Source organism: Halonatronum saccharophilum DSM 13868 (assembly GCF_000517025.1).
Taxonomy (GTDB): Bacteria; Bacillota; Halanaerobiia; order Halobacteroidales; family Halobacteroidaceae; genus Halonatronum; species Halonatronum saccharophilum.
Genome location: NZ_KI912094.1, coordinates 146,013 through 162,641 on the forward strand (window position 1 = coordinate 146,013; position 16,629 = coordinate 162,641).

Annotated in this window: 18 protein-coding genes; 1 reads left to right on the forward strand and 17 read right to left on the reverse strand. The window is 35.0% G+C overall.

Annotated features, from left to right (window positions below; genetic code table 11):
• From HALSAC_RS15015 to HALSAC_RS0104170, 5 genes are all read right to left on the reverse strand, one after another.
• Positions 1–428: ATP-binding cassette domain-containing protein (locus HALSAC_RS15015; RefSeq protein ID WP_035571273.1), on the reverse strand; the 428-nt coding region annotated here is incomplete at its 3' end.
• 308 nt (positions 429–736) lie between these two features.
• Positions 737–1,177 carry a dUTP diphosphatase gene (gene dut, locus HALSAC_RS0104155; RefSeq protein WP_027339203.1) on the reverse strand — a complete coding sequence of 147 codons (441 nt, stop codon included), beginning with the start codon at positions 1,175–1,177 and terminating at the stop codon, positions 737–739.
• Between the two features lie 365 nt (positions 1,178–1,542).
• Complete coding sequence (locus HALSAC_RS0104160; protein WP_027339204.1) at positions 1,543–2,409, reverse strand: VanW family protein; 867 nt, start codon at positions 2,407–2,409, stop codon at positions 1,543–1,545.
• A gap of 13 nt (positions 2,410–2,422) precedes the next feature.
• On the reverse strand, positions 2,423–3,157 hold the full coding sequence (locus HALSAC_RS0104165) for a polysaccharide deacetylase family protein (RefSeq protein ID WP_051412071.1): 735 nt from the start codon (positions 3,155–3,157) through the stop codon (positions 2,423–2,425).
• A 2-nt stretch (positions 3,158–3,159) separates the two neighbouring features.
• A complete protein-coding gene (locus HALSAC_RS0104170) occupies positions 3,160–3,939 on the reverse strand; it encodes a polysaccharide deacetylase family protein (protein WP_027339206.1) in 780 nt (259 codons plus the stop codon).
• 258 nt (positions 3,940–4,197) lie between these two features.
• On the opposite strand from HALSAC_RS0104170, the gene HALSAC_RS16330 reads away from it, so the two are divergent.
• The gene (locus HALSAC_RS16330) at positions 4,198–5,337 is read left to right on the forward strand and encodes an N-acetylmuramoyl-L-alanine amidase (RefSeq protein ID WP_051412072.1); all 1,140 of its coding nucleotides are present in this window, start codon (positions 4,198–4,200) and stop codon (positions 5,335–5,337) included.
• A gap of 22 nt (positions 5,338–5,359) precedes the next feature.
• Here the strand turns inward: HALSAC_RS16330 and HALSAC_RS16335 are convergent, their stop codons facing one another.
• The 12 genes from HALSAC_RS16335 to dapG all read right to left on the reverse strand — a co-directional run bounded on the left by HALSAC_RS16335 (position 5,360) and on the right by dapG (position 16,534).
• Complete coding sequence (locus HALSAC_RS16335) at positions 5,360–5,926, reverse strand: DUF4126 domain-containing protein (protein ID WP_051412073.1); 567 nt, start codon at positions 5,924–5,926, stop codon at positions 5,360–5,362.
• A 218-nt stretch (positions 5,927–6,144) separates the two neighbouring features.
• Positions 6,145–6,942 carry a GTP cyclohydrolase FolE2 gene (folE2, locus tag HALSAC_RS0104185; protein WP_027339207.1) on the reverse strand — a complete coding sequence of 266 codons (798 nt, stop codon included), beginning with the start codon at positions 6,940–6,942 and terminating at the stop codon, positions 6,145–6,147.
• Positions 6,943–6,957: 15 nt separating this feature from the next.
• Positions 6,958–7,728: a radical SAM protein gene (locus tag HALSAC_RS0104190; RefSeq protein WP_245579424.1), complete on the reverse strand. Its 771-nt coding sequence runs from the start codon at positions 7,726–7,728 to the stop codon at positions 6,958–6,960.
• Positions 7,703–8,158, reverse strand: a complete 456-nt coding sequence (locus HALSAC_RS0104195; protein WP_027339209.1) for a 6-pyruvoyl trahydropterin synthase family protein — start codon at positions 8,156–8,158, stop codon at positions 7,703–7,705. The genes HALSAC_RS0104190 and HALSAC_RS0104195 overlap by 26 nt, the downstream gene beginning before the upstream one ends.
• Positions 8,159–8,263: 105 nt before the next feature.
• Positions 8,264–8,941 (reverse strand): 7-cyano-7-deazaguanine synthase QueC, encoded by a 678-nt coding sequence (gene queC, locus HALSAC_RS0104200; protein ID WP_027339210.1) that lies wholly within the window; start codon positions 8,939–8,941, stop codon positions 8,264–8,266.
• Positions 8,942–9,000: 59 nt separating this feature from the next.
• Positions 9,001–9,765: an acyl-CoA dehydratase activase gene (locus HALSAC_RS0104205; protein WP_027339211.1), complete on the reverse strand. Its 765-nt coding sequence runs from the start codon at positions 9,763–9,765 to the stop codon at positions 9,001–9,003.
• Complete coding sequence (locus HALSAC_RS0104210; RefSeq protein ID WP_027339212.1) at positions 9,762–10,763, reverse strand: 2-hydroxyacyl-CoA dehydratase family protein; 1,002 nt, start codon at positions 10,761–10,763, stop codon at positions 9,762–9,764. Before HALSAC_RS0104210 ends, HALSAC_RS0104205 begins: the two co-directional genes overlap by 4 nt.
• Positions 10,764–11,247: 484 nt before the next feature.
• Positions 11,248–11,469, reverse strand: coding sequence for a YlzJ-like family protein (locus HALSAC_RS15030; protein ID WP_035571277.1), 222 nt, complete (start codon positions 11,467–11,469; stop codon positions 11,248–11,250).
• Positions 11,469–12,200 carry a ClpP family protease gene (locus HALSAC_RS0104220; protein ID WP_084804372.1) on the reverse strand — a complete coding sequence of 244 codons (732 nt, stop codon included), beginning with the start codon at positions 12,198–12,200 and terminating at the stop codon, positions 11,469–11,471. Before HALSAC_RS0104220 ends, HALSAC_RS15030 begins: the two co-directional genes overlap by 1 nt.
• A gap of 297 nt (positions 12,201–12,497) precedes the next feature.
• Positions 12,498–14,165, reverse strand: coding sequence for a ribonuclease J (locus HALSAC_RS0104225; RefSeq protein WP_027339214.1), 1,668 nt, complete (start codon positions 14,163–14,165; stop codon positions 12,498–12,500).
• A 251-nt stretch (positions 14,166–14,416) separates the two neighbouring features.
• Positions 14,417–15,295: a 4-hydroxy-tetrahydrodipicolinate synthase gene (gene dapA, locus HALSAC_RS0104230; RefSeq protein WP_027339215.1), complete on the reverse strand. Its 879-nt coding sequence runs from the start codon at positions 15,293–15,295 to the stop codon at positions 14,417–14,419.
• 18 nt (positions 15,296–15,313) lie between these two features.
• Positions 15,314–16,534, reverse strand: a complete 1,221-nt coding sequence (gene dapG, locus HALSAC_RS0104235; RefSeq protein WP_027339216.1) for an aspartate kinase — start codon at positions 16,532–16,534, stop codon at positions 15,314–15,316.
• Positions 16,535–16,629 lie beyond the last annotated feature (95 nt).

Sequence of the window (16,629 nt, forward strand, 5' to 3'; positions counted from 1 at the left end):
TCCAAGGGCTTTTCTAAAAAATCCATCCCCTCTTTAAAATCACTATCACTTACATTATATATCTCTTTTAGTATAGAGAAGGTCTCAGTCAAAGGAAGATCCCACCATAGCTGTGTCCTCTGACCAAAAACTACCCCTATATCCTTGGCATTTAACTTACGATTCTCATAAGGGACTACCCCATTAACTATACATTCTCCACTGCTGGGAACCAAAATACCAGTCATCATCTTAATAGTTGTAGATTTCCCTGCTCCATTTGGGCCAATGTACCCTACAACCTCTCCCTTATCAATACTAAATGATATCTGATCAACTGCTCGTTTAATCTCAGCCTTTTTCTTATATAAACTTTTTAGTGCTCCAATCAAACCAGGATCTCGCTTGTAAACCTTAAACTCCTTTGTCAGATTCCTTACCTCAATCACATAACCCTCCCCTTTCTTTGACCTAATTGAAACTATAGGAAAAATTCAATTCATATAACATTAAATCTTATTTATATAATAATAACAATAAAATTACAATTAATCAACATAATTCCCCTTCTAAACTTAATAAAGGGATCAGCTTTATAAAGCTGATCCCTTTATTCTTTATATTATTTATCAACTATCTCTACGAGTTTTTAACTCTACGGGTTCAAAAACCGAACCCTTCGTGACAAGCCCACCAAAAAACTCTCTGTGGGCGGAGTTGCTCTTTCTTTTTTTAACTTGATACTTCTTGTACCGCCCTACTGCCCTATTCCTGTATGGCCATATCCTCCTTCCCCTCGCTTAGAATCAGAAAGATCATCAGCTATCTCCCATTGCACTCTTTCATACTTCTGTACAATTAACTGGGCTATCCTATCTCCTTTATTGACCTTAAACTCTTCTTTTCCATGATTGATCAACACTATACCAATCTCACCTCTATAACCTGGGTCAATCACCCCATCAGCATTTAAAACGGTAACCCCATACTTCAAGGCTAACCCACTGCGTGGATTAACAAAACCAGCATAACCAACAGGTAAACTAATAGCAATACCGGTCTTGAATAACTTATATTCTCCAGGGCCAATTACCCCTTCTTCTATAGAGTAAAGATCCATCCCTGCATCTTCATTGCTCCCATGTTGGTACTTTGGTAACTTCGCTTCTGCATCTAACTTCTTAATTCTTATCTTCATACTCTAAAAACCATCCTTTCTTGTATCTTTTAGTGTCTGTATCAGTGTGAGTGTAAGTAAAGCCTAAGTTCCAGAACTTAACAATAATTAAATCTAATTTAAGGTTTTACTGATTCCCTATTCCAGATTCCTAAAACTTAATTACTTAATCTCTTGTCCTGACCTTGTCGGCTCTTATCGGACTTTAATCTGCGTCCATTCCTTTATTCTTTCTTCATTGGACTCTGCTTCTACTTCTTTAATCCTCCTCTTATTAGAAATTCTCTGTACCTTTAGTAATTCCTCTTCCCTAAACCTTTTATATAATAGCTTCTTAAATATCAGGGTCTAAGTATTCAAATTGATCTTGGAACCCTACTACTCTTCTAGTAATCCTCCTCTTTACCTAAAACCTCTACAACCAACTTGTCATCGACTACCTTTGCTTTTATTATAATTGGACTAGAGAGATTATTCTTAAACTTCAAGTCAAAGTAATCCCAAGCAACTGTAGCATCTTTACCCTTAGGAACATAACCTACATCTTTAGAATGGGCATGCCTTTCTACCACCTCTAAACCTTCTACCTCTAAAGCATTATAGAGGGTACTTGAGACTTGGCAGATACCACCACCAACTCCTTTAGTCAATTCACCATCTACAACTTCTGGGGCTTCTGCAAATCCAGCCTCTTTAGTCCTTGGACCAACAACTCTATTAAATGAAAAGGTCTCACCACTTAAGAGTAATATATTATTAATAGCCTTAGTAGCTATTTCTATATTTCTCCTTCTACCTTCACTACCTCTAATAGTAGTATTATAACTCCCAACTTTATAACTTATATTCTCTATATCCTTTTTAGTTAACCAAGGTTTTAGAACACACCTTACACCTTCAACTTTCTCTCCATCCTCGGCATTAAATATCTTCTTCATTGTCTCACCAATATCTAAAATCTCTCCTTCAACCTCTGCAATTATCTCCCCATTACTCTTATCTATATAAGCATTAACTGGATATAACATTAACTCTTTTGAGTAATATAGAAGAAAATCTCTTACCTCACTATCTAAGTATCCGCTTAAATCCTCTCCATAATAGCTTACACCCTCTTCAACCCCCCAGAAGAATCTAATTAGCCTATCTACCTCACCAAATAAACCAATTAGTAATATTGCTAATATAATGATTATAATCAAGATTATCAAACTACGTTTAAGGTTAGCAAAACTTCCACCTTCTAATATCATCGCTAATCCCCCTCTATTCTAAGAGTTGGGAGATGGTAACCAGATTATATCCCTTTTCACTTAAGCCCTTAATCATCTCTGGTAAGGCTTGTGCTGTCGGCTCTGTTGGATGCATCAAAACAATGCCACCATTTTTGGCTTTAGGTACTATTCTATTTACAATTACCTGCGGAGCAGGTCTTTGCCAGTCTATGGTATCTACTGTCCACATAATCGTCTTATACCCCAACTCATTAGCTATCTCTACAATCCGATCATCAACCTCTCCATATGGAGGAGCAAATAGATTAGTCTTATACCCAGTCACATCTTCAATAAGCTCTTCATTCTTCTTAATCATATCTACTACCCCTTCTTTAGATAACTGTTTAGGATGGAGGTGTCTATATCCATGATTCCCTATTTCATGTCCTTTATCTTGTATCTCCTTAATCATATCAGGAAATTTCTCTACCCAACGACCAATAAAGAAGAAAGTTGCCTTTACATTATGTTCATCTAAGGTATCCAACATAGAAGGAAGGTACTCCTCTCCCCAAGCTACATTAATAGCCAAGGACATCTGGGCTTTATCTGTTGGTCCTTGGTAATAAGCTTTGTTCTGATCTTGAAATACTGGTTGCTCCCTTACACCTTGATTATCAAAATGTATAAGTCCAAAACTTATTAAAATCACCATTCCAACCAAACTCAGTAAAACATCCTTATTTAATGGTAAATAAAAGATTCTAATTTTTCCTCTCTTCATCTTTATTGTACCCCCCTCTTTCTCTTTTGAGTTCCAGTATGAGTCTCTATATAATAGTTATCATGGTAGATCAACTCTGAAACTGGTACTATCTCATAGCCCATACCCTTTAACTTGGGTATTAGTCGCCTTAAAGCTTCAGGAGTATTTTTTCCATTATTATGCATTAGAACTATATCTCCTGGGCCAACATTATCCATAACCCTCTTAACAATAGTATCTGCACTCACATCCATCCAGTCATGAGAATCTATACTCCATTGAATCGTATAATAACCAAGCTCATCACAGGTCTTGATTAAAAGATTATTATACTCTCCAAAGGGAGGTCTAAAGACCTTAGGCTCCTGGCCTGTTAGCCTCTTAATCAACTCCCCTGTTCTATTTAATTCCTCCTTCATCCCACTTTCATTTAATGAAGCCATATGAGGGTGACTATAGCTATGATTGCCAACTTCATGACCATTAGCTGCTATCTCCCTTACATAATTAGGATACTCTTCTAACCAATTACCCCCAAAAAAGAAGGTTATATTTACATCATTATCTCTAAATATCTGTAATAACTCTGGGGTTCTCTTAGCTCCCCACATACCATCTAAAGTTATAGCTACCTTCTTTTGCTCAGTATCTACTCTATAAATAGGGACCAACTTCTCATTACTAACTTTAATCGCCCTGCCATTAAAGACATCACTAGTAAATAAACCTAGCAAAAAGAAGGCTATACTCAAAACAAGACAGAAGACAAGTATATCCTTCTTATCAAATTCAACCTCCATTCAAATCCCTCCTCTCCTGCTATTTATTTATTCAATCATCTTAGTAATTATCACCTTCAATGGATAAATGGAATATTTTGTCCTGAATATACTTAAAGATCATTAATACAATAATAAAGCACAGCTTTATTGTTAGTCTTCAGCTATCAGCTTTCATCCATAAAGAAAAAAATCAAGACCTAAAGTGATTAAGATTTTAAGCTCTTTCTGATAGCTGACGACTGATAGCTGATAGCTAACCACGAAAGGAGTGTTTAGATGAAAGGATCAAGGGTATATTTTATTACTCCTCTAACAATCTCCCTCTCTTTAATCGCCATCTTCCTTATCTCTTTTATGATCACTTATGCTGTAAATAGTAATGAACCTTATTCATCGCTTGATAAGGTAGTAGTAATAGATGCAGGACATGGTGGTATAGATGCTGGGGCCAACAGAGATGGGATTTTAGAGAAGGATATTAATTTGGCGATTGCAAAGGAGTTGGCCCGGTTCTTAAATAGAGGTAATATTAATGTAGTAATGACTAGACAAGAGGATAGGTTATATCAGGATGATCGTAATAAAGATATTGTTAATAGAGTCAAGATAGTTGAAGATAATAAAGCAGATATTCTTGTCAGTGTGCATGTAAATAGCTTCCCAAGTTCTCAATCCTTTGGTGGGCAAACCTTCTATAACCCAGGCTCTGATGAAGGAAAAAAATTAGCATCAGCCATCCAAGAGAAGTTAATAGAGATACAACCTGAGAATTATCGTAAAATAAAGTCAGCCCCCTATTATATATTAAGAAAAAGTAATGTTCCTGCTGTAATCGTTGAGGTTGGATTTATTAGCAACCCTACTGATGTTAAGAGAATGACCGACCCTAAAGAACAGAGGATAATTGCTCAAGGTATAGGAGAAGGAGTAATAAATTATTTTAATAATAATCTACATTTGCTGCCAACAGAAAAAAGTGTCTTAGCATCTAGAGAAGATAAGAGTAATCAGATTAAACTCTATTATGGTGGAATTGATGGATTTAGGGAATCTTTAGTAGAAGAAAAACTAAAAATAGAATCCTTAGAAATAAGCCAAGAAGATAATAGATCAAGTCTTGAAGAAATTGCCTTCTTAAGTATTAATAAATTAATAGCAGGGCCAACAGAATATAATAGTCTATCACTAGTTCCTAAAGATACTCAACTTATCTCCTTAGCTATTGAAGATGGGATAGCTTATGTAGACTTCAGCCAAGAGTTTAGCTCTCATAACCTTGGCGGAGGTAGTGAATGGTTAAAGATCAAATCCATAACCAAGACCCTTACACAAATAGAAGGGATTGATAAAGTTCAGATACTTGTAGAAGGTTGGCCCTATAAGACAGAACATTTTTATTTAGATGAGGCCTTATAATGATACCATCCACATTATACCCTTATACCACCTTAATAGAAATATGAGATTCTATGTAGTATTTAAAGGCTTTAAAGATAAGTACTAAAGAAAGCAAAAAACTCAAGTAAGGAGCATATAAAGCCAAAAGCGAAAAGAAAAGAGCTGCTAAGAAAGTTAATGATGATAGATAAAACCTATACTCTTTTCTAAGCTCATACCCAACCACCTTCAACTTATTCAATGATAAAAATTCAACTATTGCCGAAGTTCCACCACCAGCAATAATAGCCACAGCCCATTGTAACAAAGGGCTTAACTCTACAACACAAGAGGCCATCATTATACTTCCGGCAATAACAGCTGTTGGCCCTTCTATTTTTATTAAAAGACGGTCAATGAGAGGAAAGTAATAAGAAAATACTTCAATAAAAGTAGCAACACTAAGGGTAATTAACGCCCCATAACTTCCTATCCATTTAAACTCTTCTAACAACTCCAAATCCCCTGATAAAGAAGCGATACTCATTATAAGTAAAGGGGTAAAGACTTTAAAGCCGCAGGCAGCACTTAACCCCAAACCAATTATAATATTCAATAATATATTCATCTCCACTTCAACTCCTTTTACCTAATTTATATGCAGATTGACTATTAAAATAACGCTTACCATTAATATAGTTGCACTTTCGTGCAACTTGCTACTAGTTACTAGCTATTAGCCAAGCCTCCAGATTTTCAAAATAATATATTTCCATTATACAAAAAATACCCTATAAGGAACACTCTTTTTTTCAGTGTCCACCTTATAGGGTATATTATAGAAACTTAGCTCTTTTTTCTATCTTTCTTCTTTTCTAACAAAGCATAAGCATCATGGGAATGGATAGATTCTTGGTGCCTACTTTCAACACTAAAAGATTCTATACGCTTATCAGAAAGTAAGGATTCTCCTACATACCTTACCATATCCTCTACAAATCGAGGATTATCATAAGCTTTTTCTGTAACATATTTTTCATCAACCCTCTTTAAAACAGGATAAATTTCACAACTACCTTGAAACTCTACTAATTTTATAATATCTTCAATCCATAATTTTTCATTAAAATTTAAAGATACCTTTACATAACCCCTCTGGTTATGTGCTGAATAACTACTTATTTCCTTTGAACAAGGACATAAGGTAGTCACTGGAACTTCTATACTTAAATCAAATTCATATTCTTCCTTTAGAGCACTCTTAATCTCACATCTATAAGGCATAATACCTTTATAATCTGAAACCGGAGCCTTTTTAGAGAGGAAGTAATTAAATTCCACCTCTAAATAAGAGTTATTAGCTCCTACCTTCTCCTTTATATCCTTTAAAACCTTGAGAGTATCTCTTTTAATATCCTCAAAAACAAAACCTTCTTCTTCTAAATTGGCTAACAATTGAGGTAATCTGCTCATATTTATTCCCTTTATATCCTTAGCTAAGTCAACACCTAAACTAAAATTTCCAACTGTTGATATAAGTTTACCTTCTTTAGATTTTAATCTTAAAGGCTGAACTAGATTTTTGACCCCAACCTTATCTATATCAAATAGATAATCACCTCTTCTATTTTGTACATCCTTCATCCTAAACCCCCTTCCTTAAACTCCTCTCTTATCAACGACCCAAATAACCTTGTGTATTTGTAAGCTTAGGCGAGTTTTTAACCCTAACTCCAAAAAAAATGAGTTATAATTTAATAAAAACTCTACCAGCCGACCCTCTTCCATTACTCCAAAAATTGGAGAGAAGTTAATAATAACTTTATTTTTAGCTAAAACTTTAGCATGTCTTTCAAGAAAAGTAATTGAATAATCTAAATCTGCCTGGTTGCCCACTACAAACTTCAATTCATCTCCTAAACTTAAGTTTAAAAGGTTATCTTTGAAAAACTTCTCTTCTTCTACCCCCGAGCTAGGACTTTTAACATCTAAGGTGTAATTTAATTTAAATTCTTTATTATAACTAAAAGAAATCATCTCATTTTGAGTATATATCGGACAGCTACCATTGCTCTCTATTCTAACCTCAAAACCTTCTTTAGCTAAGTAAATAGGTAAATACCTCTTTACTTTATCCACCTCTAATGGTTCACCACCTGTGCAGATGACCTTTTTAACCTCTAATTCATTTAAAGTATCTACTATCTCTTGAGGATATAAGAAGAGATTATCTGAACTATCTTCAATATAGCTATATTTAGTATCACAATAACTACACCTTAAATTACAGCCAGCAACTCTAACAAAAGCTACAATTTCTCCAGCAGATATCCCTTCCCCGGATATGCTCTTAAAAATTTCAACTATCTCTAATTTATTATTCTTAAATTCCTCTAGCTTCACACTATTCATCTCCTCTAACCTGAGCATAGCTTGTTGGTGTCTCCCAAAGCTTAATCTCTAATAGCTTAATACCCTCTCCAATAAACTTGTCTTCCAGCCGTTTAAAGAAGTCTAAAGCCATCATTTCAGCAGTAGGTCGATAGTTTAATTTAACAACTTTTCTCCCAGCCTGTTTTAAAACCTTTGCCACCTCTATCTCAACTCGATCTGGAGAGTTGGCCCAGTAGATAAATCCATGATCTAAAGGGTCAACGACCTCTTTCTTTACAATCCTCTTCAAACCCTTAAAATCAATAACCATTCCCGCATCTGGTCCAGTTTGAGCCAAAGACCCCTTATCTCTACCAACTTTAACCTCCATCTTATAGGTATGTCCATGGAGATTTTTACAAAGCCCTTCATGATGAGCCAGCATATGCGCCATATCCCAACTAAACTCCTTTGTTAGCGATAACATAATAACACCCCTTAAAATTCAGATAATAAATTAACTCTTTAAATATTTTTTATCAGCTTAAAGGCTATCTAAACACGCAAATGTATTGATAATATTTCTCATCTATTATCTACTCTTATACTCCACCGGATCTTTATGCCCTGCTTCTTTAAATGCCTTTAAACGTAATACACAGCTATCACATTCGCCACAAGCTTTCTCTTCACCATTATAACAAGACCAGGTACTACTATAATCGACTTCTAATTTCATTCCTAGCTTAACCTCTTGAGCTTTGGTCATATCTATAAAGGGAGCTCTAACTTTAATCTTTTTCCCCTCTTCTGCTCCACAGACTGTTCCTTTATTGATAGCCTCCTCCATAGCATCAATAAACTCTTGGCGACAATCAACATAGCCTGAATAATCTACTTCACTTACTCCAATAAAGATATCCTGAGCTCCTACAACTTCTGCATAAGAAGCTGCATAGGATAAGAAGATCATATTCCTTGCTGGAACATAGGTTACAGGTATATCACTGTCCTCATCATTACCCTTAGGTACATCTATCTGATCATCTGTAAGAGCTGAACCTCCCCAAGCTCTCATATTAGTCTCAACTATAATATGATCTTTAACACCTGCTTCTTTGGCTACTCTTTTAGCAGATTCTAACTCTTTGTTATGACGTTGTCCATAGTCAAAGGAGATAGCATAAAGCTCATAACCCTCATCCTTAGCCAAATATAAAGCCGTTGTCGAATCCAAACCCCCTGATAATAAAACCACTGCTTTCTTCATCTATAACACCCTTTCTTTTAATTAAGAATTAAGAATATTTCAAGTTTTATTCTACATTTTTAATTATTAATTTTTAATTTACTATAGTAACAACACCCTATCGCCCCATTAAATTGGGGATCATCTAACTTGATTACTCTATCATAATCCTTCTCTAGATACTTTAGTATTGCCCCATTATGGGCAACTCCACCGGCTAAAAGCAATTTATTTCCTTTAAATTTGGTAAGTAATGGCCTTAACCTTTTGTACATTGAATAGTTGACCCCAGCACAGAGCCTTTCTACCGTTGTCCCTTGAGCTATCTGTCCAATCAATTCAGATTCAGAGAAAACAGCACAGGTAGAATTGAGATCTACTGGATCTTCAAAATGTTTAGCCATATCATCTAAAGATATTTCTAAAAGGTTAGCCATATTCTCTAGATATCTTCCACAAGAGGCAGCACACTTATCATTAAGCTCCAAATCTGTTGTCAACCCCTTTTCAACTCTAACCACCTTAACATCTTGGCCCCCTACATCTAAAAGAACAAAATCCTTAAATCCTGTCTGGTACAAAGCACCATAGACATGGGCTTTAATCTCATTGATTGCTTCAAAGCCCTTTAAATCAGTATTATTTCTTCCATATCCAGTTGAAAATCTATAATCTATATCTCCCCAGTTAAACCTCTTCGTATCTACTACAATCCTACCCTCATACTTTGAATAGTCTCTATAAAAAGCCATTGTACTAACCTTCTCCTTGGCTATAACCTCTCCATTATCCATAAGGGCCATCTTAACCTCTCTACTTCCTAAATCTATACCTAAAATCTTCAACCTTTAACCCCCTTTAAATCCCCTAACATATCCAAGAAAGCCTCTAATCTAAGCTCTGTCCTAGAGTCTAAATAATTAAACTTATCACCACTTACACTTAAAATTGGGATGTCTAGCTTATCTTTGATTAGTATATCCTCAATCTCTCGATAACAAAAAGCTTGAGTATAATGAATAATAGCATCTAAATTTCTCTTTTCTATCTCCTTTTTTATAACCTCTAATCTAAATTCTATATCATATGGATATGTATAGTCATAATACTGTTCATAGATATTATTGACTCTATTTGCTCTAGGAAAAGCAAACTCCCTTTGTACCTCATTGTAAACAAAGTAAGCATTAAATTTATTTACATATTCATATATATCAGCTGTCATTGGAGGAACCCCTATAAAGCCTAACCTAATCTCTTTATTAAGAGGATCTCTTCTCTTAATATCTTCAATCTTATCTTTTAATTCTTTTTCAAAGCCTAAAATATCACCGTCAAAGTCACTACAACTTACTTGATAAAGGTGATTTTCAAAACCTGTTGCTTTATTCTCCTTAAAGGTTAATTCATCTATCCTCTTAGCCAAGTCTCTTGCTTTTTTTAAGCTTTTTCTCTCCTCTTCTACCTCTTCTAGAGTTACTCCAAAAAGATCCATAAAATCATCTAAAGACTCTTTAACTTTTTCTAAACTTCGATTATGTGGATAAGCAAAGGGATAGAATTTAATCCCTAGCAACTTCAAAACTTCAATTAAAGCCTTGGTATTAGAACAATCTCCTCCTATTACCCCAATAACCTCTTCAATTTTATGCTCCAAACAAGCCCCATATATCCCTTTAATCCAAGCACAAGAACTCTTAGGAAATCCATCTCTTTCTGCCCTATCTATGTATTTAGAATAATCCTTTGAGGTAATAAATAGGTTATTGAGATCAACAGGTTTATAACCTGCTGCTAATAGAATTTCTATTGGCACTGTGGTAGTAATTCCGATTCTTTTCATTAAACTTCCTCCTAAATTAGTTGAAACTATATAGTAATAAAGCGTCACTTTATTACTGGTGATGAGTAATCAGTAATGAGTAATGGGTAAAACCTTAAAAAAACAGAAACCCCTTTGTTACCTAAGACTTATAAGAGGTTTTGAGATTTTGACTTTACTCATTACTCTTCACTCATTACCCATTACTAGTGGCACGAAAGTGACACTTAATTACTATTAACTTTTATTTTGATGACTTAATTTCAACTCGTCACTTATTAGATTACAAAAAACAAAAAATAGAGGCCCACGCCTCTATAAGCAAACAAAGAACACCTACCTCTATAGGTAGATTATTCCTAGTTTTATTTATAGACAGGATGGTTGCGAACTGTCTTATTTAGTTTTTTAATCGTCTGACTTATTATAACACAGAATTAGTATCTTAATCAAGAAGATTTAAAAAGCCGCCCTTAAAGGGCGACTTTTAGTTAGTTATTTATCTTTATTCACTTATAAATGGTTTAAATTCAACCTTGGTTCCTGGTTGATAATCAGAATTCAAATAGTCTTGTGGATTAGAACTTATTATTCTAACTACTTCACAAGAATTAGTTGAATCAGATTTAAGTTCTAAAGTAACCCCGTTATTCTCTATCTCAAAGGTCTCTTCATCTTGATAATCTTCTTCTAACCATAGACCATCTGCTAAAATAGAATAATACATTAATTATCACCTTCTTCTAAAGCTTGGATAACACTTTGGCGCGGAGCACTCTCTCTTCCGTTACCATTCCCATTTTCAACTTGATTTTGATCTATTAGTGATCGTAACTTACTGATAGCATGGCCTAGACCTCCCACCTCTTTAATAATTCCTTCTTTCACAGCATCTTCACCAATTAAAACTGTTCCTACATCCCTTACAAGTTCACCAGTTTCAAACATTATATCTTTAAATCTCTGTTCTTGTATATTTGAGTGCTTTGATACAAACCTAACGATTCTTTCTTGCATCTTATCTAGATAATCATAGGTTTGAGGTACTCCTATTACCATTCCTGTTAAACGAATTGGGTGGACTATCATTGTAGCAGTCTCTGCTATAAAGGAATGATCTGCTGAAACTGCAATAGGAACACCTATACTATGCCCACCTCCTAAGACTAAAGATACTGTAGGTTTAGAGAGACTTGTCAACATTTCAGATATAGCCAACCCTGCTTCTATATCCCCACCAACAGTATTTAAAACTACCAATACCCCTTTAATTTTTGGGTTCTGCTCTATAGCAATCAATTGAGGAATTAAATGCTCATATTTAGTAGTTTTATTCTTGGGCGGCAAAACTGCATGACCTTCAATCTGCCCAACTATTGTTAAAGCATGGATGTCACTATCAACCTGAGGTATATTATTGGTCTGACCTAGCTGCTTTAAATTCTTTAAAGCTGCCATATTCGGCTGACCACCTTTACCCTTTTGTGGTTTTTGACTAGGCTGATTTGGTTGACTTGGGTTTAGCGAAGGCGTTGGCCCTCCTTGATTATTTAAATTTATATCTTTATTCAAACTTTATCACACTCCTTTCAGTTCTTACTATTTAGTATAATAAAGTTCTTTTTTTATATTCATTTATTTTTTCATTAATAAGCTTGGCTTTATTAATATCTATCAGTCTTCGGCTATCATCTAAAGATTATTAATTTTCAAACAAAAAAGACTAACCTTTAAAGGTTAGTCTTTTTTTATCATCTATACCTCCATAATAATCGGTAAGATCATAGGTCTTCTCTTGATTCTTTCATAAAGGAAAGTATTTAAAACATTTCTCATTTCAGATTTTAAGACTGACCATTCAGCAATACCTCTTTCTTCACACTTAGCCAATACCTTCTCAACCTCTTTATTGGCATCTCTAATTAAACTTTCAGACTCTCTAATATAAACAAAACCACGAGATATAATATCAGGACCAGCTAGGATTTTTCCTTTTTTATTTATTGTAACTACAACCATTAAAATTCCATTTTCAGACAATAATCTTCTATCACGTAAAACAACATTTCCAACATCTCCAATACCCAAACCATCTATTAAAACTCTACCTGCTTCCACACTACCAGTTATCTTGCCTTCTTTAGGTGTTAAATGGATTTTATCTCCTAAGTCAGGAATAAAGATATTCTCTTTAGAGACACCTACACTCTCAGCCAACTTAGCATGTAAATGTAGATGACGATACTCACCATGAACTGGAAAGAAATAAGTAGGTCTTGTTAAATTTAACATAAGTTTTAACTCTTCTTGACTAGCATGACCAGACACATGAACACCTGATAACGCTTCATAAATAACGTTGGCCCCGCGTTTAAATAATTGATTAATTGTCTTACCTACTGCTTTTGCATTACCTGGTATAGCAGTAGCAGATACTATAATTGTATCACCTTTTTCAACACTAATATGATAGTGATCTCCACGAGCCATCCTAGTTAATGCTGCCATTCTTTCACCTTGACTACCAGTCATAAGAAGAACAACCTTATCATCAGGATAATTCTTAACATCTTTTACATCAATTAATATCTCCTCAGGGAAATCTAAATATCCTAAATCCATAGCAATACCAACATTATTAATCATACTTCTCCCACTTAAAGCAACTTTGCGATTATACTTCATAGCTGCATCAAAAACCTGTTGAATTCTATGGATATTAGAAGCAAAACTAGCTACAAATATCTTCTGCTCAGCCTCACTAAAGTTTTTATCTATAGTCTTACCTACCTCTTTTTCCGACATAGTAAAGCCTTCTCGCTCTACATTAGTACTATCAGAAAATAGGGCCAACACACCTTCATTACCTAGTTCAGCTAGTTTATGGATATCTGCCATCTGTCCATCGATTGGCGTTTGATCAAATTTAAAGTCACTTGCATAAACCAAAGGCCCTGCAGGAGTATGTATAGCCAAAGCACAAGCATCAGCAATACTATGATTAACTCTAATAAATTCAACCTTAAAAGATCCTACCTTCACCGAATGTCCCGGATAAACATGCTTTAAATAAGCATCTCCCAATATATTATGGGATCTAAGCTTCCCGCTCAATAGACCTAAAGTTAACTTAGTTCCATAAACAGGGACATTTATCTCCTTTAATAGATAAGGTAAGGCTCCTATATGGTCCTCATGACCATGAGTTAATACGATTCCCTTTATTCTATCACGATTCTTTCTGAGATAGGATATATCTGGAATAACCAAATCAACTCCGTATAATTCATCCTCTGGAAACTTCACTCCAGCATCAACGATCAATATCTCATCATTGGCCTCTACAATCATCATATTCTTTCCTATTTCTCCTATCCCACCTAAGGGAATAACTGTTACCTCTTTTATTTTCTTTTTAAACATCTAATTAAAAAACACCTCCAAATTTTTTTACGATCTAATTCCGCATAGAAATTTATAATTAAGCTAGTCCTAAATAGCCTTAAATATAAAATTACAATATTATAAATCCCCGTTCTAAATACTCTATTTTATATTATAAGTTATTTTGCATATAAAAACAAGGAGAGATTTAATTTTAACTATTATCAATTAAATTAATAGTTAAAAATAAAAGTTCTCTAAGCTTTTAAGCTTAGAGAACTTTAAATAAATTAAAACAATCTATATTCCTTTAAGACACTCTCTAATTCTTTGTACTCACTATCTGATAATTCAACCAAAGGTGGTCTAAGTCCTCCAACACCTTGACCAATTAAATTCAAAGCTGCTTTTACAGGTATAGGGTTTGTAGTTATAAACATAGTATTGAACAACTTATTAAGTTGGGCATTCTTCTTAGCAGCCTTATCCAACCTACCAGCCTTAAAATCACCAATCATCTCTTTAATCTCTTTTCCTACCAAATGAGAGGCAACACTAATAACTCCTTGTCCCCCAATTGATAAGATCGGCAAAGTTAAAGTGTCATCACCACTATAAATTAAAAAATCATCATCAGTTAAGCTTCTAATCTTAATTGCTTGTTCAACAGACCCACTGGCCTCCTTAACAGCTACTATATTATCTATTTTAGACAATCTAGCTACCGTCTTAGGGTCAATATTTGTAGCAGATCTTCCTGGTACATTATAAAGGATAATAGGAAGATCAGTTTCTTCAGCCACCATCTTAAAATGCTTATATAATCCCTCTTGAGGTGGCTTATTATAATAAGGAGTTACTAACATCACCCCGTCAACACCGATCTCTTCAGCCCTCTTAGTAAAAGAAATTGTATCGGTTGTAGAGTAAGAACCTGTCCCAGCAATTATCTTAGTATCTCCCCCTAATTCATCAACCAAAATCTTTAATAACTTTTCCTTCTCTTCCTTAGATAGAGTAGGAACCTCACCTGTAGTCCCTAATACCAGCAAAGCATCAGAGCCATTCTCAATCAAATATCTACCTACTTTAACTGCACCATCATAATCTACACTTAAGTCCTCCTTAAAAGGAGTCACCATCGCTGTCAAAACTTCACCAAAACTCATTAAAAACACCTCCAAATTTTACTCCCCAAGCTCAAAATAATCATGCAGGGCACATAAGCCCTTGTTTTCATCTTTTGCCTCGACTAAGCATGAAATTGTTGTATGTGAATCTGTAGTCTGGTATATAGATATCTCCTCAGATGCTAATGCTTCAACTACTTGAGCCATTACCCCTGGTACCCCTGTCATACCCGCACCTACAATAGATAGCTTTACATAGTCTTGCAAGAGGTCATAATTATATTTCTTCTCCTCTAATAAATCACAAGCCTGACCTATTGCATCATCACTGACCATGAAGGTAATTATCTCAGGTCTTACATTGATAAAATCTACACTTATTCCAACCTCAGCTAATACCCCAAAACAACCTAATGCGGTTGCACTCTGTTGTTTGTTTCTTGGATGGACCCTAACTAAAGATAAATTAGACCTACTTGTCACCCCAGTTACAACCCTATCGCCCTTAATCTCTATTTGATCTTGATCAAATATATTTGAAATCACAGTGCCTTGAGCATCACTAAAAGTAGATCTAATAATTATAGGAACTCTTTCACGCATAGCAATCTCTGCTGCTCGTGGATGGATAACTCTAGCTCCTTGATAAGCAAGTTCACAAGCTTCTGTATAAGTAACATGCTTTAAGGTCTTTGCATTTGGTACAATTCTAGGGTCTGCTGTCATTATCCCCTCTACATCTGTATATATCTCCACCATTTCAGCATGCAAGGCAGCCCCTAAGGCACAAGCAGTTGTATCTGAACCTCCTCTGCCTAAGGTAGTAACCTCACCATTATCTGATACCCCTTGAAATCCTGCTACTATCGGAATCTTCCCCTCTTCTATAATATCTAAGATACGATTAGTCTTAACCTCTTTAACCCTTGTATCACCAAAGTTTTCATCGGTGATAATTCCTGACTGAGCACCATTTAAAGGCTCACACTCATAACCTCTAGATCTTAAAGCCTGACTAATGACTACAGTTGAAATTACTTCGCCACAAGACATTAAAAGATCCTTAGACCTTGGATCTATATTATCATAAATATCCAAGGCAAAATTAATCAGAGTATCTGTAGCATAAGGTGCTCCTTCTCTTCCTATAGCTGAAACTACCACAACAGGCTTATAACCAAGGTTTATACAATTAATAACCTTATCAATCACCTGTTCTCTTCGTTTAGCAGTAGCTACAGATGTCCCACCAAACTTTTGAACCACTATATTAGGCATCATTTCACCTCACTTCATCCCACAGCTAGCTAGACTCAATGCTAGCTTATGGATTCATTAAGATACAACCTTAAAGGAGGGAATAAACCTCCTAA